This window comes from Bradyrhizobium jicamae, from assembly GCF_018130215.1.
Classification (GTDB): domain Bacteria; phylum Pseudomonadota; class Alphaproteobacteria; order Rhizobiales; family Xanthobacteraceae; genus Bradyrhizobium; species Bradyrhizobium jicamae_A.
Genome location: NZ_JAFCKQ010000008.1, coordinates 107,904 through 130,514, shown reverse-complemented (window position 1 = coordinate 130,514; position 22,611 = coordinate 107,904). Strand labels below are relative to the sequence as shown.

The window sequence follows — 22,611 nt, the reverse complement described above, 5'->3', positions numbered from 1 at the left end:
CACCAGCATATCCCGATGGTCCATGACCTACTTTGCGATGGCGCTTGCCTGGCTGCTCGCGGCGCTTGTCATGATGGTGGCCGGTATCGGCTATCCTGCCGCCGATCTCGCTACACCCGATACGCTCGTTCTGGTCCATATGGTGTGCATCGGCTGGCTGAGCCTTGCGATGTGCGGCGCGCTGTTCCAGTTCGTGCCCGTTCTCGTCGCCAAACCCCTGTTTTCCGAAAAGTGGGAGCTGCCCGCGCTCGCGTTGCTTTCCGCGGGTCTTGTCTTGTTGCTCGCGGGTTTCTTGTCCCTGGGCGGCCGCCTGCCGCCCGCGCTTTGGCTGTTGCCGCTCGGGGCTGTAATGCTGGTCGGAGGCTTCGGTCTCGTCGTTGTTGACCTCGGCCTGACCGCGTGGCTGCGGCCTGCGGGACCTGCGCGCTTCGTGCTTGTCGGGCTGGCTTCGCTCTGCGCGACCGCGGCATTCGGTGCTGTCTTCGCCTTCGCATTGGCGGGCTGTGCCGGATCCGCGGGTGAGGTGATCCTCGCAGAGGGAATTCCACTGCACGCCGTTGCCGGCCTCGGCGGCTGGCTGACGTTGACCGCGATGGGCGTCAGCTACCGTCTTCTCGCCATGTTCATGTTGTCGCCGGACGTCGACGATCAGCAAAGCCGCTGGACACTGGCGGCCGGCGCGTTCGCTGTTGCCGTGACGGTGGCGGGCGGGGCACTGGCCGTCGGCTTTGCGTCCGGACTGAACGTAGTGTTGTCGATTTCTGCCATCCTTGGTCTGGCGTCGGCCGTGTTGTACGGACGAGACATCGCAGGGTTGTTCCGCCTGCGGAAGCGGCGGCATCTCGAGCTCAATATGCGGATGGCTACGCTGTCCTTCGCGAGCCTGGCGGGCACCGGGTTGCTCGGGATCGCGCTCGTTTCGATCGATGCCTTTCCCGAGCAGATCGGCGCGTTCGCCTTCCTCGCGATCTTCGGCTGGCTGTCGGGTCTGGTGCTAGCCAAGCTCTATAAGATCGTCGCCTTCCTGACTTGGCTCGAGACCTACGGCCCGGTCATGGGCAGGGCGCCAACCCCCCGCGTTCAGGATCTCGTTGCGGAGGGGCGGGCGACCAAGTGGTTTGTCATCTACTACGCGGCGGTCTGGATCGGGACCGTGACGTTGCTGATCGCCGAGCCAAATAGCTTCCGGATCGCCGCCGTCGCGATGATCGTCGGCGTCGTCGGTATCGCTCGCGAAATCGTCCGGATTCGACGGCTTGCCGATGTCGCAGGTCCGCAACGCCTGCCAATCGGCACAGTGATGCCTCATCTGCTGTACGCGAATCCGTGAAAAGGAAACGAAAGGGAGTAACATGACCGAATACATCGATGTCGACGTCCGTCCGATCCTGCGCGCAGGCGGTGAGCCGTTCTCGGTCATCATGGCCGCGCTCGACAACCTCGAGTCGGGCCAGGGGATGCGCCTCTACGTGACGTTCAAGCCTGTGCCGCTGTTCGCGGTCATGCTCAACAAGGGATTTGCGCATTCGGAGCGGCCGCTCGAGGGCGGCGAATGGGAGGTGCTGTTTACGCCGGCCGGCGCGCCCCAGGAGCGGACGCCGGCCATGACCAATTCCAGCTTCGACAATTGGCCGGAGCCTGCGATCCAACTCGACAACCGCGACCTCGATCCCCCCGAGCCCATGGTCCGAATCCTTGCCGCCGCCGACAACCTCGGTCCAGGCGAGACGCTCTCGGCGCTGCTGCGGCGGGAGCCGGTATTCCTGTTTCCTCAACTCGAGAAACGCGGATTTCGCTGGCTTGGGGGGTTCGCGCCGGACGGGGCGACCTACCAACTCACGGTGAGGGCGCCCTTATGACGAGCGGCCTCGAAGGGCGGATCCGCGATGCGCTGCGGGTCGTGATCGATCCGGAACTGGGCGAGAACGTCGTCGATCTCGGCTTCGTCTACGACATTTCCGTGGTCGACGGCGCCGTCCGGATCACGATGACGGCGACCACGCCCGGATGTCCCGCGACGGGCTTCCTGAGGGCCGGCGTGGAGAATGCCGCTGCGCGCGTTCCTGGCGTCGGCACGGTCAACGTGGAGATGACGTTCGAGCCGCAGTGGTCTGCGGACCGCATCGATCCGGCCCTCCGGAATTCGCTTGGAGTCGCCGGGGACAGTTGAAGGATGGACAATGGCGATCACCATCGAAATTGATCACGCGAAGACGCGCGCGAAGGCTGCCGCGGCGGCCGGCCAGCCGGTCGTGCCCCAGGCCGTGAAGGGGCCGATCCGGCGCATCAAGTGGGGCATTCTGCTACTGACATTGTCGATCTACTACGTGACGCCCTTCATCCGTTGGGACCGCGGCCCCAATGAGCCTGACCAGGCGGTCCTGCTCGACTTCGCGAATGGTCGGCTCTACGCCTTCTTCGTCGAGATATGGCCACAGGACCTGTACCTCGTCACGGGCCTTCTGGTGCTCGCCTCGACCATCCTGATCCTGGCCAACGCGCTGGCGGGCCGCCTTTGGTGCGGCTTCGCCTGTCCGCAGACGGTCTGGACCGACTTGTTCCTGCTCGTCGAGCGACTGATCGAGGGCGACCGGCGTCAGCGGCTCAAGAACATCGGTGCGCCCCTCGGCCCCAAGCGGGCCGCACGGATGGTCGCCAAGCACGCGGCTTGGCTGCTGATCTCCCTGGCGACTGGTGGCACCCTGATCTTCTACTTCACCGACGCACCCGGCCTGGTGCGAGCCCTTGCAACCGGAGACGTCTCAGCCAGCGCGCTGACCTGGATCGTTGTCTTCGCGGGGACGACCTATGGCCTCGCCGGCTTCGCGCGCGAGCAGGTCTGCACCTTCATGTGTCCATGGCCGCGATTGCAAGGAGCGATCTGGGATCCGGAGGCTTATACGGTGAACTATCGCGACTATCGCGGAGAGCAGCGGACGTCGGCGAAGAAGGCAGCCGAATTGCGGCTTCAGGGCAAACCGGCAGGAGACTGCGTGGACTGTGGTCAGTGTGTCGCGGTCTGTCCGATCGGCATCGATATCAGGGAGGGGCCGAACTACGCTTGCATCAACTGTGGGCTCTGCGTCGACGCCTGCGACGGCGTGATGTTGAAGCTTGGCCGCCAGCGCGGACTGATCGACTACGAAAGCTGGAAAAACATCGAGCGCGGTCGCCGAAAGGAAGCTCCCGTCAATCGGCCCGTGCGTCCCAAGACGGTCGGTCTCGCCGCAGCCTGTTTCGCTCTGGCCGGCGCGATTGTTGTTGCCTTCGCGGCCAGGACAAACGCGACTCTTTCCGTCCAGCACGATCGGGACCCGGTTGCCGTCCGCCTCTCCGACGGATCGGTGCGCAACGCATACACGGTCAAGCTACTGAACAAGTCGTCAAGCACACACCTCTACACGCTTTCTGTTAGCGGTCTCGATGCCAGGATGGCCATCATCGGCAACGAAAGCTTGGCTCCAATTGAGGTAGCTCCGGAGGGATCCGAGGCGGTCCGGGTCACGTTGACCACAACGGCCTCGCGGAATGCCGACGTGACGTTCACCGCGCACGACGAAAGCGGCACCACGGTTCTCTCTGCAACGGACAGGTTTGTCGAGCGCTGAGCCGTCGCGCGCGCAGAAAGTGGTTTCAGTAATACCCTCGTGCTTTTTGATCAGCGCGCGTAGTTCGTCATGCATCCTGGACGCGCAACAAACAAAGAGGCCGCTCAATCTCGAGGATTGGGCGGCCATGAGTTGGGGAGTAGATCGGTTCCCGCGATCCCAAATGTGACGGGAGCACGGCCTAAGAGTCTTGATAGGCGAGATCGCACCGCTTACGACGCACCGAGGCGATTCAGCATGGCACGATTGCGCAGCTCAACCCGGCGTGAGGTCCGCAGAGCGATCACGCCGGTCTGCTCGAGTTGGGTAAAGGTTCGCGACACCGTCTCGATCGTCAGGCCAAGATAGTCGGCGATGTCTTGTCGCGACATGGGGAGTTCGATTGTGGCATTCTTCGTCGCGCGACGAGCCATGTCGATCAGGAACCCAACGACCCGCTCTTCAGCGCTGCTGATAAGAAGCGCCAGATGTTCCTGGAAGCGGCGCAGTTCCAGAGCCGTCGCGACCCACAGCTGTCGCGCGAGGTCGCGTTCGTGGCTGGCGCGCACCATGAGCGCGTTACGCTTGACCATCATGACCTGGCTTTCGCAGATGGCCTCAGCTGAGGAATTGTGGGCGTCACCCGCTTCGAATCCGAAAATATCTCCGGGCAGGTAGAAGGAGCCGATCTGACGACGCCCGTCGTCGAGGATCTTGTAGGTTCGCACGGCGCCAAAGACGAGTTGATAGAGGTATTCCGCCGGCTCGGCCTCGCCGTAGATCTCGGTGTTGCGGGCGTACCGCATTGGGGTTCCGATCATGCCGAATGGCCCCTCGGCGCGAGGTTGCCCACGGAAGACGCTGGCGGGGTGATGGCTGAGAGAAAGGGTGGCCTGGGTCTGCATGGCTGGCTCCATCGCGGGAACTTCGATGGACACAGACTGACCGCTTCCGGCAAGCTCGGAAATTTGGATATTTCCCCTAAGTAGAAACCACCTAAGTAATTGTACGTAGGTCTTCGTACGAAGGGACCATGCCAAACGTCCTAAGCACCGTCGTTTTGGGTTCTGGATACCCCGTGCGGACAACTGCGACGGCACCAGTGTGGCCGAATGTCTTCCAAAAGTGCTTGGCGTGCTCGATCGCTGCGGAAGGGGTGGCGCACTTGAGCTGTTGACCCGCGACGAGTCGTTGGTCGCTCAGGTCGTACGGTACCGCAACGAAATGGGTGATTTCATCCATGGACGCTTCTCCCCAGCGCACCGTTCCCGGAGCGCGTTTTCCGACCTGACAGAGTGGCCTCACATGTCACTAACTCACAGCCTGGACGTCTTCGGGCGACTCCACATAGTAGCCGGAGTAGCCGTCAACGAAACACAGATGATCGTGAACTTCCTTCACGCCGGGAACATTCTCGACCAGTACGATCGTAGCCTGGCGCGTGCGATCATCGAAAATCAGGCCGTGTAGATGTACGATCCCGTTGCGGACCCAGACCTGGAATCCGGCGGGGCGCCAGGCCGTCATGTTTATCTGTCGCTTGATGCGCTCGCGGATGTGATTGTCGTCCGCAGTGGGGTCCGGAATCTCGCGCGCCATTGATGCGACCGCTCGCAGGATGTCGGCACGCGAGACGATTCCGACCATGGCACGGCCGCTCATGACCGGCAAACGCTTTACGGCATGCACCTCCATCAGGTGAACGACTTCGTCGAGCGGCGCCTGCTCGTCGACCGTAATCGGGTTCGTTGCCATCACGTCTTCGACCTTGCGACCACGTTCATGGACGAAATCGTCGGCCGCGCGGCCGATGCCGGTGAGAAGCTCGAGCCAGGCCGATCGCTTTCGTCCTGTGCCGATTTCCACACGCCGGAGAAGATCACCTTCGGACACCATCCCTCTGAGCACGCCGTTTTCATCAAGCACCGGTAGACCGCTGACATGGCAGCGCAACATAATGTTGGCCGCATCCTGGACGGTTGTATGGGGGGTGACACCGATGACGTGTTTTGTCATGATCTGGTGAGCACGCATGTCGAACCTCCCGTTTGAGGACGAATGATAGCCATCGGTTTGCGCGGCACATTGACCTGGCTCAACGGTCGACCCTGCCATCCTCCAGCGACTTCAGGAACAGGATGAAATCGTTGACTTGATCCGCCTCGAAGCTGAACTCGGGCATGGACGGGTGACCGGTGACGATACCCTCCGCGAGCGCCTCCTGGAGCGTCTCAACCGGATAACGCTCGTGCAGTGTTCGGAATGGGGGGGCGAGTTTCAGCGGGCTTCGGCTGATCTTGTCAATCGAATGACAGCGGGCGCAATAGAGGCGAGCGAGCCGTCGACCTTGCTCCTGATCGGCGTTTGCGTCGGTCGTCAACGCCGCACCCAGCACGAGCGCACCCGTCAGGCAACGGCCGGCTCCGAGAATAAATGAGCTTGCACGCCCCATTGGCAGCCACTTCCTCAGTGCGACATCAGGACTGGAACTGTCATTGCCTGAAGCATGTCGCGCGTGACGCCGCCGAGCAGCGTTTCTTGCAGCCGGGAGTGGCCATATCCGCCCATTACCAGCAGATCCAGGCTTTCGTCTGCCGCGATCGACAGAATCGCAGGTTGGATCTCCGACCGGGCCGAGGGGAACGAGGCGACCCGTGCGGGCAGACCGGACTGAGCCAGGTACCGCAACAGGTAGTCGGTCGAGCTTTCGGGCAAGGTCCACTCCGAACTGGTGATCGAGATCACGGTGAGGGCATCGGCATTTTGCAGCAACGGCATCGCATCGTGCAGGGCGCGCGCTGCCAACCGGCTACCATCCCAACAAATGCCGATCCGCTTCGCCGAGAATGCGCCGCGGAACGTGTAGGGGAAAAACAGCACGGGGCCGCCGGCCTGAAACAGGACCTCCCGCGGCATGACGTTGTCATAGCTGTCGTGGTCGGCGTCCGGCTGGGTCATGACCGTCAGATCATGCAGTCGCGCCCCGGCGCAGAGAATCGCCCGCGCCTCGGCGGGGATGGCGGTCGCGGCGCGCGTCGTATAGGAGATGTCCGCATTGCGAGCCTCTGTCTCAAACACTCGAATCGCCGCTTCGGCTCGCTCTTGAGCCCGTTCGCGCTCGACCTCGAAGATCGCCGCGACCGCCGCACCGCCCTCGGCGACGAACGGCACATTCGTTGACTCGTAGCCGATTGCCGTGGCGTCGAGATGCGCACCCGTGCTCATCGCGAGCGTGATTGAGCCGTCCACTGCCGGACGCGCCAATCGCTCGGTGGGGATATGGACCAGTATGTTCTTGAACATCGGAGCTCTCCTTCGCAGGTGACCACTCCATAAAAGCAGGAAGGCACGAGGTCAGTTTTGATCCATCTCATGTGCGATCGCGAATTTCGCTTGACGCAGATCAATCCGCCGCCTGCGTGTTTCTGATGATGCTGATGGTCAATGGCGGACAGCACATGTGCGGAACCGGGAGACGATCATGCTCGCCACTGATGTGATGCGGACCTCGTTTGCGACCATCAGGACAAACGCCAGTGTACTCGACGCGGTCCACTTGCTGCTGGAAACAGATCAGCGCGGCTTGCCCGTCATCGGTGGCGACGGCGAGCTTGTCGGTGTGGTTTCGGAGGGCGATTTCCTCCACCGCGATGAACTCGGCGTCAGTCCGCCATCGGGAAACTGGCTGGAATCGCTGCTCGGTTCTGACGAGAACAGTCCCGAACGCGCCCGCATGCACACGTTGCAGGTCGGGTCCCTCATGAGTCCCGTTTTGATCACGGTTGGCGTCGATGCCTCGGTCAATGAAGTCGTCGCCCAGATGGACATCTACAAGATTGCCCAGGTTTTCGTGGTCAGCGCGGGCGGGATTGTCGGAATTGTTAGCCGCAGAGAGCTGCTGGCAGCATTGGCGGCCCGCCTCCGCGCGCAGGCCGATAGCGAGAAAATCGGAGCTTAATTCATGAGCGACACTGCTGGTCCGGTCCACGCGCATGCCGTCGTCTGGATCGACCATCTCGGGGCCAAGATTTTTTCGGTCGGCGTGACAGGTGTCCACGCCAGGTCGGTGCGGGCACGATTGTCGGCACGGCACCTCAGGCACAAGCCCAATGAGATCGGCGCCAGTCCGGTACAGCAGGACGCCGCATTCTTAGCCAACGTCAGCGAGTGCCTCGAAGGTTGCATGGACCTGCTCATTCTGGGGCCGGGCACCGAGAAGATCGAACTGATGCACTATCTGAAAGCGGTGAAACCCGAGCTCTCTCTGGAATTGGAGCCGATTGATCATTCCACGGATAGAGAAATCGTGGCGCTGGCTCGCAAGCGCTTTCATCTCGATTGAACGGCGTGGCTATCAACCGGATCGGTTTGCACCTTGGTCGACCAAGCGCCAAGCTTAGGGGCCGGTGAAGTCGTCAAACCTCGATCGAAAAACGGCGTCGAGGGTCATTGGGTGGCGCGGAACGAACCAACGCAATCTAGCCGAAAGCACCGAGCAGAACGCTCGCCAATATCCGCCAAAGGTCCAAACCTTTGGCGGTATCAGCGTCGGAATGCTTGTGAGATCTGGATCAAGGGTTGTCCCCGCCAGATCCACTCTTGAGTACCAGTCTAACGCCCCTCAAATTTGGGGGAGCGGCGCGTAACGGTCAGCAGCAGCAATGCCAACCCCGCTGCCGCCGACACAAATGCCACCGTCCAGGTGATCGTGGAGACGACGAAGGCGGCGTCAAGTCGCCAGAACCAGCGCGTATCGGTGGAGGCAAAGGGCAGAACGTCTGGGAGATAGCAACTATAGAATAGAGCGAGTGGGATCGCCAGAATCGCGCTGCCCACGAAGAGAAGGGCAAGTCGCGGTCTCATGGCGGTCCTCCTGTCGGCAGAAGCAGGCTGCCAGAGTTGACCGCGCCGACCAATTCCGGAGTTCTCCTAAAGCAATCTCCCGCTCGCCTTCACGGTGGGGTGACAGCGGACTCGGTTTGATTTTGGTCAACGCCTGCCCGCCGTTCCCGGCTAGTCTTGCTTTTGCAAGCAGCAAGCGGATCAACATCAAGCGGGCTGCATGACGACTAGGGGCGTGTCATGAACGCGACGTCGCCCGTCGAGCAAACTTCCATCCGAGGGATCACCAATGTACGAATTTCTCCAGGAAACGGTGGCGGACAACATGACGAGGTCAGCACGGAGCGTTGCTCCCGAAATGACCGTTGGGGATCTGTATCGGCTGTTCGCCAGCGACGATTATGACGCCTATCCGGTGCTCCGTGACGATGTCGTGGTTGGTTTTGTCACCAAATTGGACGCCTTGAAGGTGTTCGCCTTCACGCCCGATCAAATGTTACCGCACTATGACGACCGCATGGGAACAACGGTCGATGAGATCATGTCATGCGACGTGATCGCAGTCGAGCCGGACACGAACTTGCAGCGGGTTCTCCACTTGATGGTGTCTCATCGCCTGAAGAGCCTGCCGGTGATTGACAAGTATCACCAGCTGGTCGGTATTATTGCTCGCGAGGACATCATGCGAGCTTTGGCGCGCTGCACGAAGCGGCAGGCGCCACCGCTTGTTCCCTGCGAGACTGTGCGATGTCTACGTTTGGCCTAGAGCGGGTGTTTTCATCTCGTACGGGCGCGCTCCGGCCAGGTGCTGACCGAGAACATCATGATGCTGAATGTCGCGCGAACTTGGAGCCGCCGCGACGATCGATCCGACCGATCACGGCGTCGTCGGTGTGGTGCTCGACCTTCGTCTTCCGGCAACTGATGCCGTCGAGATACTGCTTCGATCCGGCCCGAATCAAAGCGGCGTGACGGCAACGACGCGGTAGGGATGCGTGCCGTCTGCTCTGCCGATCCCCTATAGCCCCGCGGCGATCGCAAGCCGCATCAACTCCGACATGCTGCGGACGTCGGTTTTGACCATCAGGTTTGCACGATAGACCTCAACCGTGCGCGGGCTGATGCCCAGGTCATGTGCGATCACCTTGTTGATTTTTCCTGCGACCAACCCCCGCAGGACGTCACGCTCGCGCGGCGACAATTCGGCCAGACGAGCTTCGGCCTCGCGCTTGGCCGTATCGTCGGCTGGCTTTGCCGATCGCCCCTGCAGGGCCTCCCGGATCGCGCGTAGCAGCGCCTCGTCGTCGAACGGCTTTTCGATGAAGTCGACCGCGCCGGCCTTCATGGCTTCAACCGCGAGAGCGACGTCGCCATGACCGGTCATCAGGATGACGGGGGTCTTCACCGCGTCGGCCTTGAGCCTGCGGACCAGTTCGAGGCCGCTCATGCCGGGCATGCGGATATCTGACACGATGCAATCGATCGCGCCATCATCGAGATGATGCAGGAACTCGGTTGCAGTTTCATGGGTTGTCACGGCAAAGCCGTTGACGTCGAGCAGGAAAGCGAGCGAATCCCGCATCGCCGGGTCATCGTCGATCACCAGGATCGTGTGCCGCGCAGTCATGCCTCTTCTCCGGCCTCCGCAAAGGGAAGGGTAAACTGAAAGATTGTGCCGCCGCCGGCGTTAGCCAGCGCATCGATACGACCGCCATGTGATTCGATGATCGTCCGGCAGATCGACAGCCCGACGCCCATGCCATGCTCCTTGGTTGTGACAAATGGCTGGAACAATCGATCCGCGATGTCGGGACTGATGCCGGGGCCCGTATCGGCGACGGTGAATGTCACAACACCAACGGCCTTGGTGACGCCGACGGTCAATTCGCGGCGGGGGCCGGGGGTCATCGCCTCGATCGCATTCCTGACCAGGTTCAGGATCACCTGCTGGATTTGGATCTTGTCGACGATAATCGCGGGAATATCCCGATCGCTTCGGATTGCCACCCGGACGCCCTGCTCCTTGGCGCCAAGAAGCGCGAGCGCTACGGCCTCTTCGAGCAACGTAACGGGACTCTCCAGAGTGTGCTGTGTCTCGCCCTTGGCAACAAATTCGCGCAGTCGCTTGATGATGTCGCCGGCCCGCAGAGCCTGCTGCGCGGAACGCTCGAGCGCATCATCTATTCGTCCGGCATCGGGCTTCTCTGACGCGAGCAGCGCCTTTGCGCCACGCATGTAGTTGGTGATCGCCGAAAGCGGCTGGTTGATCTCGTGGGCGATGGAGGATGCCATCTCGCCCATGGCGGTCAATCGCGACACGTGGACCAGCTCGGACTGCAGTTCCTGAAGCCGCCGCTCTTGCGCGCGACGCTCGGTAAGATCGCGGACAAACCCGGTGAAAAAGCGCTCGCCGCGCACTTTTGCCTCGCCGACAGCGAGCTCCATCGGGAAGGTCGAACCGTCACTCCGCTCGCCGACCACGATGCGACCAATGCCAATGATGCGCCGCTCGCCGGTACCCAGATAGCGTTCGAGGTATCGGTCATGCTCGCCGCGGTAGGGTTGCGGCATCAGGTTGGATACGTTCTTTCCGACCACCTGGTCCGTTGACCAGCCGAACAAGCGCTCTGCGGTCGCACTGAACGAGCGAATGATGCCGTGATCGTCAATCACGATCATGGCGTCAGGCACTGTATCCAGGATCGATTGCAGATGAGCCTGGCGATCCCGCGCCTGCGTGGTTTCCCTCAATAGTCGATCGCCCATGAAGCCAAGGATCGGACCGAGTATCGCAAAACACGCGATGTCGATCATGTTTGCGGGATCCGTGGTGAGGCTTGGGCCGAGGAACCTGGCGCTCATGCCGAGGCAAAGCAGCGTAGCGAGGATCGCCGGACCGCGGCCTCCGGCAAACGCGGCAAAAAGCACGACCGGAACGTAGATAATCGTGAATGTCCGGTCTTCGAAATAGTGATCGAGTGCCGCACGCAGCACGAATACAAGCGCGGCCGCTGCTGCGGCAGTGGCATAGCGGTACCAGATGCGGTCGGACATATTGCCCCGGAAGGTGCTCACTTTCGATCGACACTATATCGTTTGAAAGCATGAAGCCACGGGCTGGTAAGCGCGTATCGGCGACGGCCAAACCATGATCGAAGGCGCCGGATCTAGTTGACCCAGGCGCGCCAGTGGGTGGGTTGCACACTAATTCGGTCGGTGAGCCCCGCCTTCACCCAGCCGCCGAGGACACGGCGGCAAGGGAAGATGAGCTTGTGAATAGCATTACCCTCGATCACGGCCAACTCAAGGTCGCGATCAAAGGGGGCGGTCTCGATCCGCTCCCAAGTGCCGTCGGCCTCCAGGCGCGGTCGGACGTCGCGGGCTGGCAAATCAGGCAGCCTTCTGCGTGGTGTCGGTGACGTCGCCGGGCCGCCGCACAAACAGGTTGAGTTCGATGGTACCCAGCGATCGCGCCGTCTCGATCGCGTAAGTCGCCTCCTCGGCGCTGCGCGCTGTGAAGCCCTTCATCCAGTCCTGCAGGGTCGTGATCTTTTCGGCAACCGAGGACGTTGAGTTGAACTTTCGGAAAAGATCCCAACCCTCGTTCGACTCGATCTGGATTTTCTCCAGCCAGTGCCGATTGGCCTCGATCAGCTTTTCGGAGAAGTCCGATTGGACTGAGATTGCCCGCTTCGCGTAGCTCTGAATAGCTTCGGCGACGGCGCCGGGATGGGTTTCGTTGTGGTCTGTCATGCTGAAGGTCCTCCGTTGGAAGTCCCTTTGTCCCACGGTGGCAGTCCGAGGTTTTGATTTGGGTCAACCGGCCCGCGGACTATTCGCGCTGACCGGAGCGAGGGGCGCGATCCGGCTGCGACGGTGAACCTAACTGCCCTTGGATCCGATGATTGCGCCCGTTCTTGGATTGAAGAAATGGATGCCTTCGCACGCCGCACACGAGATCGGGTGCAAGTCGTCGGACTCCAGCTCGGTCGCATCTGCGGGCAGGAGCCCTTGAACCCGGTCGCCGGTATTCGGACAGGAGAAGAGGATAGGGCGCCAGCTCATTCTGTCTGCCATGTTCGGGCCCTCGACGAAAAAAGAACCCCTTATCGGCGGAGCGCCGCATCGGCATTGATGCGGGTCAAGTTTCTCGCAAACTAAAACGGTCGACGGCGACGCGCCGGTGACGAAAGACCCGGGCGCGCGCGTTGCGGTGCCACCGGGTGACTTGCCGGGAAAATCAGCCGCGCAAACGTCACGACGATGATCGCGACCACTCCAACCGTGGCGATTAGGCACCATCACTTCCATCTCCCCAGGCATTGATCAAGCAGATGCCTTTGCGCGTTGAGTTCGTCTCAATCTCATCGCGTTCTGCGCACCTGTCTCAGCATCGCCGCAATCCGTTTCTGCACCTTGATCCGTATCAAATCCGCATGCGCCCTCTGATTGAGGGAGATCAAGGTGTGTGACGCGATCCGATGCGACATTGAATGGGACTTAAAGGAGAGCGGAAAGTGCGCGCGCATCAGATCATGTCGAGAAATGTCATCACCGTCAAAGCGGACACTTCTATTCTCGAGGCCGCGACGATGATGGTTGATCATCATATCAGTGGTCTGCCGGTGGTCGACGCTTGCGGTAAGCTTGTCGGTATCGTCTCGGAGAGCGATTTTCTGCGGCGGAGCGAAATCGGCACGCAGCGCCATCGACCCCGCTGGCTGCAATTCCTGGTCGGTCCAGGTCGGGCGGCTGATGAGTTCGTGCATGAGAGGGGGCGGAGGGTCGGTGCCGTCATGTCGATCGATCCCGTCACTGTGACGGAAGATACGCCGCTGCAGGACCTGGTCGGGCTGATGGAGAAAAAGCAGATCAAGCGCGTGCCGGTGATGCGCAACGGTCAGCTCGTCGGCATCGTCACGCGTACCGACCTGCTACGCGCGGTTGCCGCAATCGCTCACGAAATCCCGGACCCTACGGCAGACGACCAGCATATCCACGACCGCATTTTGCGCGCGCTTGAGGCTGCAGACTGGTGTCCGCTCCGCCTGCAGGTCTCGGTCCGGCATGGGGTGGTACACCTGCAAGGAATCCTCACCGACGAACGGGCAAGGCAGGCCGCAATCGTTGCGGCCAAGAATGTCTCGGGCGTCAAAGAAGTCCACGATCATCTGTGCTTCGTGGACACCTACTCCGGCTTTTACCTCGAATCCGCCGAGGACGAGGCGGCGATGGCTGCCAAGCAGACTGCCGAGTGACGATTTGCTTCATCTGACGCCGCTGCTGCTGGTTCGACTGAGCGCAAGGGGATGCTTTGGGCTGACAGGCATCATTCCGCGGACGCCGACATGAGCAGCGAGACGCTGAGTTTTTGTCGAACCGTTTTGAGACAAATCAAATGAGAGCGGGCGGCAGGTGGCAACATACGCGGTCAAAGAAAGCGCTAAAGGAAGAGGGTGCCATGCCATCATTTGACGTTCGGTTCATCAAGACCGTTTGCGACGATACGGGTCACGAGCATCGCGCTTGTCAGGCAGCGTTCAAGGTAAGTGCCACCTCGCTCACCGCTGCTGCGCAGCAGGCGGAGGCTGACTTCTGTCGACAAAAAGGCGTCCGCGACTGGACTATCTTTGCCGACGCGATGGAACTCCGTACGCCTGCGGCGCTGCCGCCCGGATGGGGCGGTTAGGTCGGAGGCATATCGTGCAGCAGCAAGCTTTGACGAGCCCGCGCACTTCGGCGCCGGCCATGGATCAAGCTCGCATCCGAACAACCAACCAAGACTGAACCAGGGGTGAAGAATGCCAGCTCGATTACACAGCAACAGTCCTCCGCGGTTTGAAAACCTGCTCGGTCGCCTGCGCGGATTTCTGTCCCGCCAACAGGAGTTTTCCTTGATGACGGCCCAGGAGGTCGACGAGATTGCTCGAGAGCTCAGCCTTTCCGCGGCGGATCTTCGTAGCCTCGCAAGCGAGCCGGGATTTCCCGAACTGCTACAAAAGCGACTGGAGCATGCCGGCTTGTCGGAGGAGGCCTTGGCGGTATCGCACCCTGATGTGCTGCGCGATCTGCAGCGGGTGTGCGGCCTGTGCCGGGACAAGCCACGTTGCGCGGCGGATCTTGCACGGGAGAGGCGGGCGAGTCCGGCAAGATACTGCCCGAACGAGTTCACGTTGACGGCGCTTGGCCGCGAAGCCGGAGCGAACCGAGGCGCTTCGGCGGTTGACGCCGATCAATCGTATAACGCCGCATCGGTGGTTTCCCTTACGTCATCGCAGCCAAAGAAAGCCACGACATGACAAGTCCGCCCTCTGTTTCCAAGTCAATGACAATGGGCGAAGCAGGCCTGGCGTCGGGACTCGGGGTATTTGCCTACGTATGCCTGTTTGCGGCCGCGATGGGGCACGATACGGCCTTCACGTTTCATGCGTCGCTCGCTACCGCAGCGAGCCTGATTGCCGTGGCGGCGATCCTTAACCGTTACTTTGCCCGTCCGACGGGACTGCCGCCGCAGGAGATCGGCGGTCGGCCGAACTACAATCTTGGCCCGGTAAAGTTCGCTTCCGCGATGGGGATGTTCTGGGGCATCGCCGGGTTCACGGTGGGCCTGATCATCGCGCTCCAACTGGCATGGCCGGTGCTCAATTTCGACTTGCCGTGGACGACATTCGGGCGGCTGCGACCGCTGCACACCTCGGCGGTGGTCTTCGCATTCGGCGGCAACGTCTTGATCGCGACCTCGTTCTATGTCGTGCAGAAGACCTGTCGTACCCGCCTCGCAGGCGACCTCGCGCCCTGGTTCGTGGTTGTTGGCTACAATTTCTTCATCCTGATCGCCGGCACCGGATACTTGCTTGGCGTTACCCAGTCGAAGGAATACGCGGAGCCGGAATGGTATGCCGATCTGTGGCTGACGATCGTTTGGGTGACCTATCTGCTGGTGTTCCTGCTGACGCTCGTGAAGCGCAAGGAGCCACATATTTTCGTCGCCAACTGGTTCTATCTCGCGTTCATCATTACGATCGCGGTGTTGCATCTCGGCAATAATCCCGCGCTTCCGGTCTCCTTCCTCGGGTCGAAGTCCTATATCGCCTGGGGCGGCGTGCAGGATGCCATGTTCCAATGGTGGTACGGCCACAACGCCGTCGGGTTCTTCCTGACCGCGGGGTTCCTGGCTATCATGTACTACTTCATTCCGAAGCGCGCCGAGCGCCCGGTCTATTCTTATCGCCTCTCCATCATCCACTTCTGGGCGCTGATCTTCCTCTACATCTGGGCCGGTCCACATCACCTCCACTACACGGCGCTGCCTGACTGGGCCCAGACGCTCGGTATGACATTCTCCATCATGCTGTGGATGCCGTCATGGGGCGGAATGATCAACGGTCTGATGACGCTGTCGGGTGCCTGGGACAAGCTACGCACCGACCCGGTGCTGCGCATGCTGGTCGTCTCGGTCGCCTTCTACGGAATGGCGACGTTCGAAGGCCCGATGATGTCGATCAAGGTCGTCAACTCGCTCAGTCATTACACCGACTGGACCATCGGCCATGTTCATTCGGGTGCGCTGGGCTGGGTCGGCTTCGTCTCGTTCGGCGCGCTGTACTGCCTCGTCCCCTGGCTCTGGAGCCGTCAGCTCTACAGTCTGAAACTGGTCAACTGGCACTTCTGGATCTCGACGATCGGCATCGTGCTCTACATCTCCGCGATGTGGGTATCGGGAATCCTGCAGGGCCTGATGTGGCGCGCCTACACTGCGCTCGGCTTCCTCGAATACTCCTTCATCGAGTCCGTCGAAGCGATGCACCCGTTCTACATCATCCGCGCAGCCGGCGGTGCGCTGTTCCTGATCGGCGCCCTGATCATGGCATTCAATCTCTGGATGACCGTCAATGCCGGTGAGGCCAGGGAAGCCGAAGGCGCCGGTGTCCTCCAGCCTGCCGAATAGGTCACGCAATGTCCCTCTGGAATCGACACAAGATCTTCGAGAAGAACTCCATCGTCCTGATCGTGGGCATTCTCCTCGTCATCGCGATCGGTGGTCTCGTCGAGATCACACCGCTGTTCTACCTCAAGAGTACAATCGAGGTGGTCGACGGCGTCAGGCCCTACACGCCGCTCGAGCTTGCCGGCCGCAACATCTATGTTCGCGAGGGCTGCTATCTCTGCCATTCGCAGATGATCCGTCCGCTACGCGATGAGGTCGAGCGCTACGGCCACTACTCGCTGGCGGCGGAGAGCATGTACGACCATCCGTTCCAGTGGGGCTCCAAGCGCACCGGCCCGGATCTTGCCCGCGTCGGCGGCAAATATTCCGATGATTGGCACGTCACCCATTTGATCGATCCGCGCGCGATCGTGCCGCAGTCGGTCATGCCGGGATATCCGGCGCTCGCGAGGACCGAGCTCGATACGTCGGACATTGCGGCTCATCTGCGGACGAACCGCGCGGTCGGCGTCCCATACTCCGACGCGCAGATCGCCAACGCGGCCGCTGACCTGAAGGCACAGGTCGATCCGGATAATTCCGGGGTCGAAGCGTTCCAGAAGCGCTATCCCAAGGCCCTGGTCCGCAACTTCGACGGCAGGGGCGGCAATCCGACCGAACTCGACGCGTTGATCGCCTACCTGCAGATGCTCGGCACGCTTGTCGACTTCAAGCTCTACAACGAAAAAGCCAACCTGCGCTGACGAGGTACCGGGATGAAAGCGATCGTATCAATCGAAAACCTGGCGTCGCAGCTGGTGACCACGTTTTGGACGCCGGTGTTCGTCGGGATCTTCATCGCCATTGTTGCTTACGCGCTTTGGCCCCGCAACAGGACTGGCTTCGACGCTGCGGCCCGCATGCCGTTGCGGGAGGATTGACGGATCATGAGCGAGCACAGCGAAATTGACCAACCCTCCGGCCGGAGCACCACCGGTCACGAATGGGATGGCATCAAGGAGTTGAACACGCCGTTGCCGCGGTGGTGGGTCCTGTCGTTCTACGCCACGATTCTCTGGGCGATCGGCTACTGGGTGGTCTATCCGGCCTGGCCGCTCGTCTCGGGCTACACGACCGGGCTGTTCCACTATTCGACGCGCGCGAGCGTCGCCGGAGACCTTGCCGACCTGGAGAGGCTGCGCGGTGAGAAGATGGCAGTGCTGGGCACTGCCTCACTGGGCGATATCGAAAAGGATCCGGCCCTGCTGGCGCTGGCGCGGGCACGTGGCAAGACTGTGTTCGCCGACAATTGCGCGCCCTGCCATGGCAGCGGAGGTGCAGGCGCCAGGGGATTCCCCAACCTCAATGACGATGACTGGTTGTGGGGTGGGTCGCTTGACCAGATCATGCAAACCATTCAGTTCGGAGCCCGGTCGGGGCACGCGAAGGCGCACGAGGGGCAGATGCTGGCCTTTGGACGCGATGGCATGCTCAAAAGGGACGAGATCGTCACCGTGGCCAACTATGTCCGTTCGCTGTCCGGACTTTCCACCGCGCCGAATTTCGATGCGACCGCAGGCAAAAAGATCTTCGCCGAGAACTGTGCAACCTGCCACGGCGAGAACGCCAAGGGCAATCAGGAGGTCGGCGCTCCGAACCTGACCGACCAGATCTGGCTGTATGGCTCCGACGAGGCAACCATGATCGAGACCCTCACCAACGGCCGTGCCGGCGTGATGCCGGCCTGGGTCGGCCGTCTCGATCCGGTCACCATCAAGGCGCTGACGGTCTACGTGCACTCGCTGGGCGGCGGAAAATAACCGCCGGCCGGGTTTCGTCGACCGGATTGACGGAGCTCAATCCGGTCCGGGAGCGTGGATGTAGGTTCACCCAAGAACGCGTTTTCCGGGCCGACCGATGAACATGACCATATCTCCTGACGAACTCGTCACTGAACCAGACGGACCGCTCTACGCACCTCGCAAGAAGGTGTTTCCGCAGAGTGTGTCTGGCCGCTTCCGTTCCATCAAATGGCGCCTGATGGCGGTTTGCCTGGGTATCTACTATCTGCTGCCCTTCGTGCGTTGGCATCGCGGCCTTGGCGCGCCCGACCAGGCGGTGCTGATCGATTTCCCCAATCGGCGCTTCTATTTCTTCTTCATCGAGCTGTGGCCGCAAGAGGTCTACTATTTCACCGGCCTGCTGGTGCTGGCCGCCTTCACGTTGTTCCTGATGAACGCGCTCGGTGGCCGCATCTGGTGCGGCTATCTCTGCCCGCAGACGGTCTGGACCGATCTGTTCTATGCCGTCGAGCGTCTCGTGGAAGGCGATCGCCGCGAGCAGATGAAGGCTGATGCCGGGTCGATGACTATCGGGCGAGCCGGCCGGCGTGTGCTCAAGCATGCGATCTGGCTCATGATTGCCTGGTGGACCGGCGGCGCCTGGGTGCTCTACTTCGCCGATGCCCCGACCCTGGTGCGCGATCTCGCGACCTTTCAGGCGCCCGCGATCGCCTATATCTGGATTGCAGGGCTGACAGCGTCGACGTATCTGCTGGCCGGGTACATGCGAGAGCAGGTCTGCGTCTATATGTGTCCGTGGCCACGCATTCAGGCGGCGCTGACCGATGAATGGGCACTCAACGTCACCTACAAATATGATCGCGGCGAACCGCGCTGCTCGGTCAAAAAGGCATTCGACATCCGTGCGCTCGGCGAAAAGGCCGGCGACTGCGTCGATTGCAACCAGTGCGTCGCGGTCTGTCCGACCGGGATCGACATCCGCGACGGCGCGCAACTTGGCTGTATCCAGTGTGGCCTGTGCATCGATGCCTGCGACGCAGTGATGACCAAGATCGGTCGCAAGACCAGCCTTATCGGCTACGACAACGATATCAACGTCCAGCGCCGGATTGCCGGAAAAACTGAGATATTCAAACCTGTCCGCGCCCGCACTGTCGTCTACGTCGGCCTGATCGCTGTCGTTTGCGCAGTGATGCTCTATGCGCTGATGTCGCGGACCCTGCTCGACGTCAACGTGCTGCATGACCGCAATCCGGTGGCCGTTCGCCTCAGCGACGGTTCGATCCGTAACGGCTACACGCTTCGCTTCCTCAACAAGCGCGGCTTCGACCGGGTCGTCGCAATCGATGTCGATGGTCCTTCTGATGCGAAGCTCCATGTCATCGGTGTGGATTCGGTGACGTCCGATCGTCCGACGATCGTCCTGGGGCGCGACCAGACCACCGAGTTTCGTGTGCTGGTGACGTCACCGTTTGACGAGAAGGCCGAGAAGTCGGTGCAGATCAGGTTCCGCGTCACCGATATCGGCCTCGGAGAAGTCGCCTCAGCAACCGACCACTTTCTTCTCCCATAGCGACCGCCGACAGGACGCCACCATGACCCCAGCAACGCCAGCCGCGCGGCCCATCACCGGACGCTTTGTCCTGATTACGACGATCGCCTTCTTCGCGGTCGTGATCGGCGTCAACGCGGTCATGATGCGTCTTGCGATCACGACTCTGCCGGGAACGGAGGTCGACAGCGCCTATAGTGCGAGCCTCGCCTATCAGCGCGAGATCGTCGCGGCGCGGCAGCAGAACGAACGCGACTTGCAGGTTGCGGCGCATATCGAGCGACAGCCGAACGGCGTAGCGTCGCTTGCGATCGAGGCCCGCAATCACGCTGGCGAGCCGCTCGCCCGGATGAATTTCGCCGCCCGGCTTGAACGACCGATCGACCGCCGCGCCGACCGTGCGATCGATGTTGCCGAGGCTGGGAGGGGAACCTATCGCGGCAGCGCCGAGAACGTCGCGGCCGGACAATGGGACCTCGTGATCGAGGGTGATGCCGAGGGGCGTCGAATGTTCCTGTCGAAGAGCCGCATCGTCCTGAACTGAAGGCGCACGCACATGCAAGCGGACATCGACTTCTCCCATTATCTGAGGGACTGCGGCGCAGGTCTAGTCCATCTCGACCTTGCGGTCGAAGGTATCAACTGCGCCGGGTGCATGGCCAAGATCGAACGCAACCTGTCGAGCATTCCGGACGTGACGTCAGCGCGAGTGAACCTTACCGACAGCCGGCTGGCGCTGGAATGGAAGGCGGGGACACTTGACCCGGCGCTGTTCGTGACGCGTCTGGCCGAGCTGGGCTACAAGGCCCACCCGTTCCAGCGCGACGCGGCGGAGATGCGCGAGGCGCAGCGGTCACAGGGATTGCTGCGCCGGCTCGGCGTCGCAGCCTTTGCGGCGATGAACGTGATGATGCTGTCGATTCCGGTGTGGTCCGGGATCGGATCCGACATGCTGCCGGAACAGCGCGACTTCTTCCACTGGTTGTCCGCGCTGATCGTGCTGCCGGCCGCCGCCTATTCGGCACAGCCGTTCTTCGCCTCCGCCTGGACGGCGTTGCGGTCACGCGGCGTCAACATGGACGTCCCGATCAGTATCGGTATCTTCCTCGCGCTTGCGATCTCGGTGGTCGAGACCGTTAATCACGCCGAGCATGCGTATTTCGACGCCGCGATCATGCTGATTGCCTTCTTGCTTGCCGGTCGTTATCTCGACCAGAACATGCGGCGGCGAACCCGTGCATTTGCCGGCAATCTCGCGGCGTTGAAGGCGGAGACCGCCACGAAGTTCGTTAGCCCGACCGAGATCAGGACCGTCCCGGCCGCGGCGATCAAGCCCAACGACATGGTGCTGCTGAGGCCCGGCGAGCGCTGCGCCGTCGACGGCAACGTGATCGAGGGGCGTTCCGAGGTCGATCAGAGCCTCATCACCGGCGAGACCCTGCCGGTGACTGCGACGCCGGGCAGCGCCGTATTTGCCGGTACTCTGGTTCGATCGGGCACGCTCCGTGTCCGCGTGGCGGCGGCTTCCGGGGACACGCTGCTCGCCGAGCTTACCCGCCTGCTCGATCAGGCTCTGCAGGCTCGCTCGCGCTACCTTCGCCTCGCCGAGCGAGCGTCGCGGCTCTATGCGCCGGTCGTGCATGCGACGGCGTTCCTCACGATGCTGGGTTGGCTTGCGTATGGCGCGACCTTCCACGATTCGATCGTGACCGCGATCGCGGTCCTGATTATCACCTGTCCCTGCGCGCTTGGCCTCGCCATACCCGCGGTGCAGACGGTGGCTTCCGGTGCGTTGTTTGGCTCCGGTGTACTGCTCAATGCCGGCGACGCAATCGAACGCATCGCCGAGGTCGATCGGGTTATCTTCGACAAGACCGGAACGTTGACGCTGCCGGAGCTCGATGTCGCCAATCTCGCGAGCATTCCCACCGAAACCGTCAAGCTCGCAGGCCGGCTGGCGCTGTCTAGTCGCCACCCGGTCGCCGCTGCGGTGGCGCGCGCAGCCGGCGCAAGCGCTCCGCTGCCCGATATTGCGGAGGAGCCGGGGCAGGGTGTCCACGGAACCTGGCAGGGGCAATCGATCCGACTCGGCCGGCCGGCATTCTGCAATGCAGACGATCTGGCCAACGAGATTCTGTGCCAGGATCCCGAAGCCTCAGTGGTCGCCTTCAGCCATGGCGAAACCAGGTTCGTATTCGCGGTGCGTCAGCAGATGCGTCCGGACGCAGCGGAGGTGATCGCTGCCCTTGAACGCCGCGGCATTGCGGTCGAGATCGCGTCCGGCGATCGCGAGCCCGCCGTGCGGCTTGCCGCCGGAACGCTGGGTATCCATGAATGGCGCGCCGAGGTCTCTCCGGTCGACAAGATCGCCAGGATTGAGGAACTGGCGCGTCAAGGGTGCAAGGTGCTGATGGTCGGTGACGGGCTCAACGATGCGCCGGCGCTGGCTGCGGCGCACGCTTCGATGTCGCCGGTCACAGCCACGCACGTGAGCCAGGCGGTCGCGGACGCGGTGTTCCTGGGCGAGCGCCTCGCTCCGGTGCTGACGGCAGTCAGAGTCTCGCGCAAGGCGCTGCGCCTGATGCGGCAAAACCTCTGGCTTGCCGTGATCTACAACGTGGTCGCTGTACCGGTCGCGATCCTCGGCGTGGTCACACCGCTGATTGCCGCAGCGGCGATGTCCGGCTCTTCGGTGCTCGTGATGCTCAACGCGTTGCGGGCGAGAGCGAAGGAGGCGGTCTGATGGAGGTGCTGGTCTATCTGGTTCCGCTGGCGCTCGCGCTCGGCTTTGTCGGCCTGCTGGCCTTTCTCTGGTCGCTGAGGAGCGGCCAGTACGACGACCTCGACGGTGCTGCTTGGCGCGCGATTGCCGACGACGAGCCGGCGAACGATCACAGTTGA

Annotated in this window: 28 protein-coding genes; 19 read left to right on the top strand and 9 right to left on the bottom strand. The window is 61.9% G+C overall.

Annotation, left to right across the window (positions count from 1 at the left end; all coding sequences use genetic code 11):
• The first annotated feature begins 37 nt into the window (after positions 1 to 37).
• Genes JQ586_RS12770 through ccoG (JQ586_RS12755) form a run of 4 tightly spaced genes read left to right on the top strand, consistent with a single transcriptional unit; the run spans position 38 to position 3,608 of the window.
• Positions 38 to 1,330 (top strand): hypothetical protein, encoded by a 1,293-nt coding sequence (locus tag JQ586_RS12770; RefSeq protein WP_249147512.1) that lies wholly within the window; start codon positions 38 to 40, stop codon positions 1,328 to 1,330.
• A 22-nt stretch (positions 1,331 to 1,352) separates the two neighbouring features.
• Positions 1,353 to 1,859: a DUF2249 domain-containing protein gene (locus JQ586_RS12765; protein ID WP_212394908.1), complete on the top strand. Its 507-nt coding sequence runs from the start codon at positions 1,353 to 1,355 to the stop codon at positions 1,857 to 1,859.
• Positions 1,856 to 2,170, top strand: a complete 315-nt coding sequence (locus tag JQ586_RS12760; protein WP_212394907.1) for a metal-sulfur cluster assembly factor — start codon at positions 1,856 to 1,858, stop codon at positions 2,168 to 2,170. Before JQ586_RS12765 ends, JQ586_RS12760 begins: the two co-directional genes overlap by 4 nt.
• A gap of 10 nt (positions 2,171 to 2,180) precedes the next feature.
• Positions 2,181 to 3,608, top strand: a complete 1,428-nt coding sequence (gene ccoG, locus JQ586_RS12755; RefSeq protein ID WP_212394906.1) for a cytochrome c oxidase accessory protein CcoG — start codon at positions 2,181 to 2,183, stop codon at positions 3,606 to 3,608.
• A 212-nt stretch (positions 3,609 to 3,820) separates the two neighbouring features.
• Here ccoG (JQ586_RS12755) and JQ586_RS12750 read toward each other — a convergent pair whose 3' ends face one another.
• The 5 genes from JQ586_RS12750 to JQ586_RS12730 form a co-directional block, all read right to left on the bottom strand.
• A complete protein-coding gene (locus JQ586_RS12750; RefSeq protein WP_212394905.1) occupies positions 3,821 to 4,492 on the bottom strand; it encodes a helix-turn-helix domain-containing protein in 672 nt (223 codons plus the stop codon).
• 91 nt (positions 4,493 to 4,583) lie between these two features.
• On the bottom strand, positions 4,584 to 4,829 hold the full coding sequence (locus tag JQ586_RS12745; RefSeq protein WP_212394904.1) for a hypothetical protein: 246 nt from the start codon (positions 4,827 to 4,829) through the stop codon (positions 4,584 to 4,586).
• Between the two features lie 69 nt (positions 4,830 to 4,898).
• Positions 4,899 to 5,621, bottom strand: a complete 723-nt coding sequence (locus JQ586_RS12740; RefSeq protein WP_212394903.1) for a CBS domain-containing protein — start codon at positions 5,619 to 5,621, stop codon at positions 4,899 to 4,901.
• A 61-nt stretch (positions 5,622 to 5,682) separates the two neighbouring features.
• On the bottom strand, positions 5,683 to 6,039 hold the full coding sequence (locus tag JQ586_RS12735) for a cytochrome c (RefSeq protein WP_212394902.1): 357 nt from the start codon (positions 6,037 to 6,039) through the stop codon (positions 5,683 to 5,685).
• Between the two features lie 14 nt (positions 6,040 to 6,053).
• A complete protein-coding gene (locus JQ586_RS12730; RefSeq protein ID WP_212394901.1) occupies positions 6,054 to 6,890 on the bottom strand; it encodes a universal stress protein in 837 nt (278 codons plus the stop codon).
• A 178-nt stretch (positions 6,891 to 7,068) separates the two neighbouring features.
• Here JQ586_RS12730 and JQ586_RS12725 point away from each other — a divergent pair, with 178 nt between their 5' ends.
• Together JQ586_RS12725 and JQ586_RS12720 are read left to right on the top strand one after the other, a co-directional pair.
• A complete protein-coding gene (locus JQ586_RS12725; protein ID WP_212394900.1) occupies positions 7,069 to 7,545 on the top strand; it encodes a CBS domain-containing protein in 477 nt (158 codons plus the stop codon).
• A gap of 3 nt (positions 7,546 to 7,548) precedes the next feature.
• On the top strand, positions 7,549 to 7,929 hold the full coding sequence (locus tag JQ586_RS12720) for a hypothetical protein (RefSeq protein ID WP_212394899.1): 381 nt from the start codon (positions 7,549 to 7,551) through the stop codon (positions 7,927 to 7,929).
• Positions 7,930 to 8,198: 269 nt separating this feature from the next.
• On the opposite strand, the gene JQ586_RS12715 is transcribed toward JQ586_RS12720, so the two are convergent.
• A complete protein-coding gene (locus JQ586_RS12715; protein ID WP_212394898.1) occupies positions 8,199 to 8,450 on the bottom strand; it encodes a hypothetical protein in 252 nt (83 codons plus the stop codon).
• A gap of 268 nt (positions 8,451 to 8,718) precedes the next feature.
• On the opposite strand from JQ586_RS12715, the gene JQ586_RS12710 reads away from it, so the two are divergent.
• A complete protein-coding gene (locus tag JQ586_RS12710) occupies positions 8,719 to 9,195 on the top strand; it encodes an HPP family protein (RefSeq protein ID WP_212394897.1) in 477 nt (158 codons plus the stop codon).
• A 67-nt stretch (positions 9,196 to 9,262) separates the two neighbouring features.
• The gene (locus JQ586_RS12705) at positions 9,263 to 9,418 is read left to right on the top strand and encodes a hypothetical protein (RefSeq protein ID WP_212394896.1); all 156 of its coding nucleotides are present in this window, start codon (positions 9,263 to 9,265) and stop codon (positions 9,416 to 9,418) included.
• 29 nt (positions 9,419 to 9,447) lie between these two features.
• On the opposite strand, the gene fixJ is transcribed toward JQ586_RS12705, so the two are convergent.
• The 3 genes from fixJ to JQ586_RS12690 form a co-directional block, all read right to left on the bottom strand.
• A complete protein-coding gene (gene fixJ / locus JQ586_RS12700; RefSeq protein WP_212394895.1) occupies positions 9,448 to 10,056 on the bottom strand; it encodes a response regulator FixJ in 609 nt (202 codons plus the stop codon).
• Positions 10,053 to 11,483 carry a PAS domain S-box protein gene (locus JQ586_RS12695; RefSeq protein WP_212394894.1) on the bottom strand — a complete coding sequence of 477 codons (1,431 nt, stop codon included), beginning with the start codon at positions 11,481 to 11,483 and terminating at the stop codon, positions 10,053 to 10,055. The genes fixJ and JQ586_RS12695 overlap by 4 nt, the downstream gene beginning before the upstream one ends.
• 336 nt (positions 11,484 to 11,819) lie before the next feature.
• On the bottom strand, positions 11,820 to 12,182 hold the full coding sequence (locus JQ586_RS12690; RefSeq protein ID WP_212394893.1) for a hypothetical protein: 363 nt from the start codon (positions 12,180 to 12,182) through the stop codon (positions 11,820 to 11,822).
• 764 nt (positions 12,183 to 12,946) lie between these two features.
• Here JQ586_RS12690 and JQ586_RS12685 point away from each other — a divergent pair.
• The 11 genes from JQ586_RS12685 (at position 12,947) to ccoS (ending at position 22,611) form a co-directional block, all read left to right on the top strand.
• Complete coding sequence (locus tag JQ586_RS12685; protein ID WP_212394892.1) at positions 12,947 to 13,687, top strand: CBS domain-containing protein; 741 nt, start codon at positions 12,947 to 12,949, stop codon at positions 13,685 to 13,687.
• Between the two features lie 203 nt (positions 13,688 to 13,890).
• Complete coding sequence (locus tag JQ586_RS12680; RefSeq protein WP_212394891.1) at positions 13,891 to 14,118, top strand: hypothetical protein; 228 nt, start codon at positions 13,891 to 13,893, stop codon at positions 14,116 to 14,118.
• Between the two features lie 205 nt (positions 14,119 to 14,323).
• Positions 14,324 to 14,728, top strand: a complete 405-nt coding sequence (locus tag JQ586_RS12675) for a hypothetical protein (RefSeq protein WP_212394890.1) — start codon at positions 14,324 to 14,326, stop codon at positions 14,726 to 14,728.
• 26 nt (positions 14,729 to 14,754) lie between these two features.
• On the top strand, positions 14,755 to 16,377 hold the full coding sequence (gene ccoN, locus JQ586_RS12670; protein WP_212394889.1) for a cytochrome-c oxidase, cbb3-type subunit I: 1,623 nt from the start codon (positions 14,755 to 14,757) through the stop codon (positions 16,375 to 16,377).
• 8 nt (positions 16,378 to 16,385) lie between these two features.
• On the top strand, positions 16,386 to 17,120 hold the full coding sequence (gene ccoO / locus JQ586_RS12665; RefSeq protein ID WP_212394888.1) for a cytochrome-c oxidase, cbb3-type subunit II: 735 nt from the start codon (positions 16,386 to 16,388) through the stop codon (positions 17,118 to 17,120).
• 12 nt (positions 17,121 to 17,132) lie between these two features.
• A complete protein-coding gene (locus JQ586_RS12660) occupies positions 17,133 to 17,297 on the top strand; it encodes a cbb3-type cytochrome c oxidase subunit 3 (protein ID WP_212394887.1) in 165 nt (54 codons plus the stop codon).
• A 6-nt stretch (positions 17,298 to 17,303) separates the two neighbouring features.
• A complete protein-coding gene (ccoP, locus tag JQ586_RS12655; protein WP_212394886.1) occupies positions 17,304 to 18,176 on the top strand; it encodes a cytochrome-c oxidase, cbb3-type subunit III in 873 nt (290 codons plus the stop codon).
• Positions 18,177 to 18,273: 97 nt separating this feature from the next.
• Positions 18,274 to 19,731 carry a cytochrome c oxidase accessory protein CcoG gene (gene ccoG / locus JQ586_RS12650; protein ID WP_212394885.1) on the top strand — a complete coding sequence of 486 codons (1,458 nt, stop codon included), beginning with the start codon at positions 18,274 to 18,276 and terminating at the stop codon, positions 19,729 to 19,731.
• 22 nt (positions 19,732 to 19,753) lie between these two features.
• Positions 19,754 to 20,254 (top strand): FixH family protein, encoded by a 501-nt coding sequence (locus JQ586_RS12645; RefSeq protein WP_212394884.1) that lies wholly within the window; start codon positions 19,754 to 19,756, stop codon positions 20,252 to 20,254.
• Between the two features lie 12 nt (positions 20,255 to 20,266).
• Positions 20,267 to 22,453: a heavy metal translocating P-type ATPase gene (locus JQ586_RS12640; RefSeq protein ID WP_212394883.1), complete on the top strand. Its 2,187-nt coding sequence runs from the start codon at positions 20,267 to 20,269 to the stop codon at positions 22,451 to 22,453.
• Positions 22,453 to 22,611 (top strand): cbb3-type cytochrome oxidase assembly protein CcoS, encoded by a 159-nt coding sequence (ccoS, locus tag JQ586_RS12635; RefSeq protein WP_212394882.1) that lies wholly within the window; start codon positions 22,453 to 22,455, stop codon positions 22,609 to 22,611. Before JQ586_RS12640 ends, ccoS begins: the two co-directional genes overlap by 1 nt.

Bases quoted from the DNA above. Each gene is read 5' to 3' on its own strand.
- JQ586_RS12660 (WP_212394887.1), top strand. From the start codon at position 17,133: ATGAAAGCGATCGTATCAATCGAAAACCTGGCGTCGCAGCTGGTGACC.
- JQ586_RS12735 (WP_212394902.1), bottom strand. From the start codon at position 6,039: ATGGGGCGTGCAAGCTCATTTATTCTCGGAGCCGGCCGTTGCCTGACG.
- JQ586_RS12640 (WP_212394883.1), top strand. From the start codon at position 20,267: ATGCAAGCGGACATCGACTTCTCCCATTATCTGAGGGACTGCGGCGCA.
- ccoS (WP_212394882.1), top strand. From the start codon at position 22,453: ATGGAGGTGCTGGTCTATCTGGTTCCGCTGGCGCTCGCGCTCGGCTTT.
- JQ586_RS12710 (WP_212394897.1), top strand. From the start codon at position 8,719: ATGTACGAATTTCTCCAGGAAACGGTGGCGGACAACATGACGAGGTCA.
- ccoG (WP_212394906.1), top strand. From the start codon at position 2,181: ATGGCGATCACCATCGAAATTGATCACGCGAAGACGCGCGCGAAGGCT.
- JQ586_RS12705 (WP_212394896.1), top strand. From the start codon at position 9,263: ATGTCGCGCGAACTTGGAGCCGCCGCGACGATCGATCCGACCGATCAC.
- JQ586_RS12715 (WP_212394898.1), bottom strand. From the start codon at position 8,450: ATGAGACCGCGACTTGCCCTTCTCTTCGTGGGCAGCGCGATTCTGGCG.
- JQ586_RS12725 (WP_212394900.1), top strand. From the start codon at position 7,069: ATGCTCGCCACTGATGTGATGCGGACCTCGTTTGCGACCATCAGGACA.
- JQ586_RS12720 (WP_212394899.1), top strand. From the start codon at position 7,549: ATGAGCGACACTGCTGGTCCGGTCCACGCGCATGCCGTCGTCTGGATC.
- JQ586_RS12680 (WP_212394891.1), top strand. From the start codon at position 13,891: ATGCCATCATTTGACGTTCGGTTCATCAAGACCGTTTGCGACGATACG.
- ccoO (WP_212394888.1), top strand. From the start codon at position 16,386: ATGTCCCTCTGGAATCGACACAAGATCTTCGAGAAGAACTCCATCGTC.
- JQ586_RS12690 (WP_212394893.1), bottom strand. From the start codon at position 12,182: ATGACAGACCACAACGAAACCCATCCCGGCGCCGTCGCCGAAGCTATT.
- ccoN (WP_212394889.1), top strand. From the start codon at position 14,755: ATGACAATGGGCGAAGCAGGCCTGGCGTCGGGACTCGGGGTATTTGCC.
- fixJ (WP_212394895.1), bottom strand. From the start codon at position 10,056: ATGACTGCGCGGCACACGATCCTGGTGATCGACGATGACCCGGCGATG.
- ccoP (WP_212394886.1), top strand. From the start codon at position 17,304: ATGAGCGAGCACAGCGAAATTGACCAACCCTCCGGCCGGAGCACCACC.
- JQ586_RS12760 (WP_212394907.1), top strand. From the start codon at position 1,856: ATGACGAGCGGCCTCGAAGGGCGGATCCGCGATGCGCTGCGGGTCGTG.
- JQ586_RS12770 (WP_249147512.1), top strand. From the start codon at position 38: ATGGCGCTTGCCTGGCTGCTCGCGGCGCTTGTCATGATGGTGGCCGGT.
- JQ586_RS12750 (WP_212394905.1), bottom strand. From the start codon at position 4,492: ATGCAGACCCAGGCCACCCTTTCTCTCAGCCATCACCCCGCCAGCGTC.
- JQ586_RS12740 (WP_212394903.1), bottom strand. From the start codon at position 5,621: ATGCGTGCTCACCAGATCATGACAAAACACGTCATCGGTGTCACCCCC.
- JQ586_RS12730 (WP_212394901.1), bottom strand. From the start codon at position 6,890: ATGTTCAAGAACATACTGGTCCATATCCCCACCGAGCGATTGGCGCGT.
- JQ586_RS12765 (WP_212394908.1), top strand. From the start codon at position 1,353: ATGACCGAATACATCGATGTCGACGTCCGTCCGATCCTGCGCGCAGGC.
- JQ586_RS12645 (WP_212394884.1), top strand. From the start codon at position 19,754: ATGACCCCAGCAACGCCAGCCGCGCGGCCCATCACCGGACGCTTTGTC.
- ccoG (WP_212394885.1), top strand. From the start codon at position 18,274: ATGAACATGACCATATCTCCTGACGAACTCGTCACTGAACCAGACGGA.
- JQ586_RS12695 (WP_212394894.1), bottom strand. From the start codon at position 11,483: ATGTCCGACCGCATCTGGTACCGCTATGCCACTGCCGCAGCAGCGGCC.
- JQ586_RS12745 (WP_212394904.1), bottom strand. From the start codon at position 4,829: ATGGATGAAATCACCCATTTCGTTGCGGTACCGTACGACCTGAGCGAC.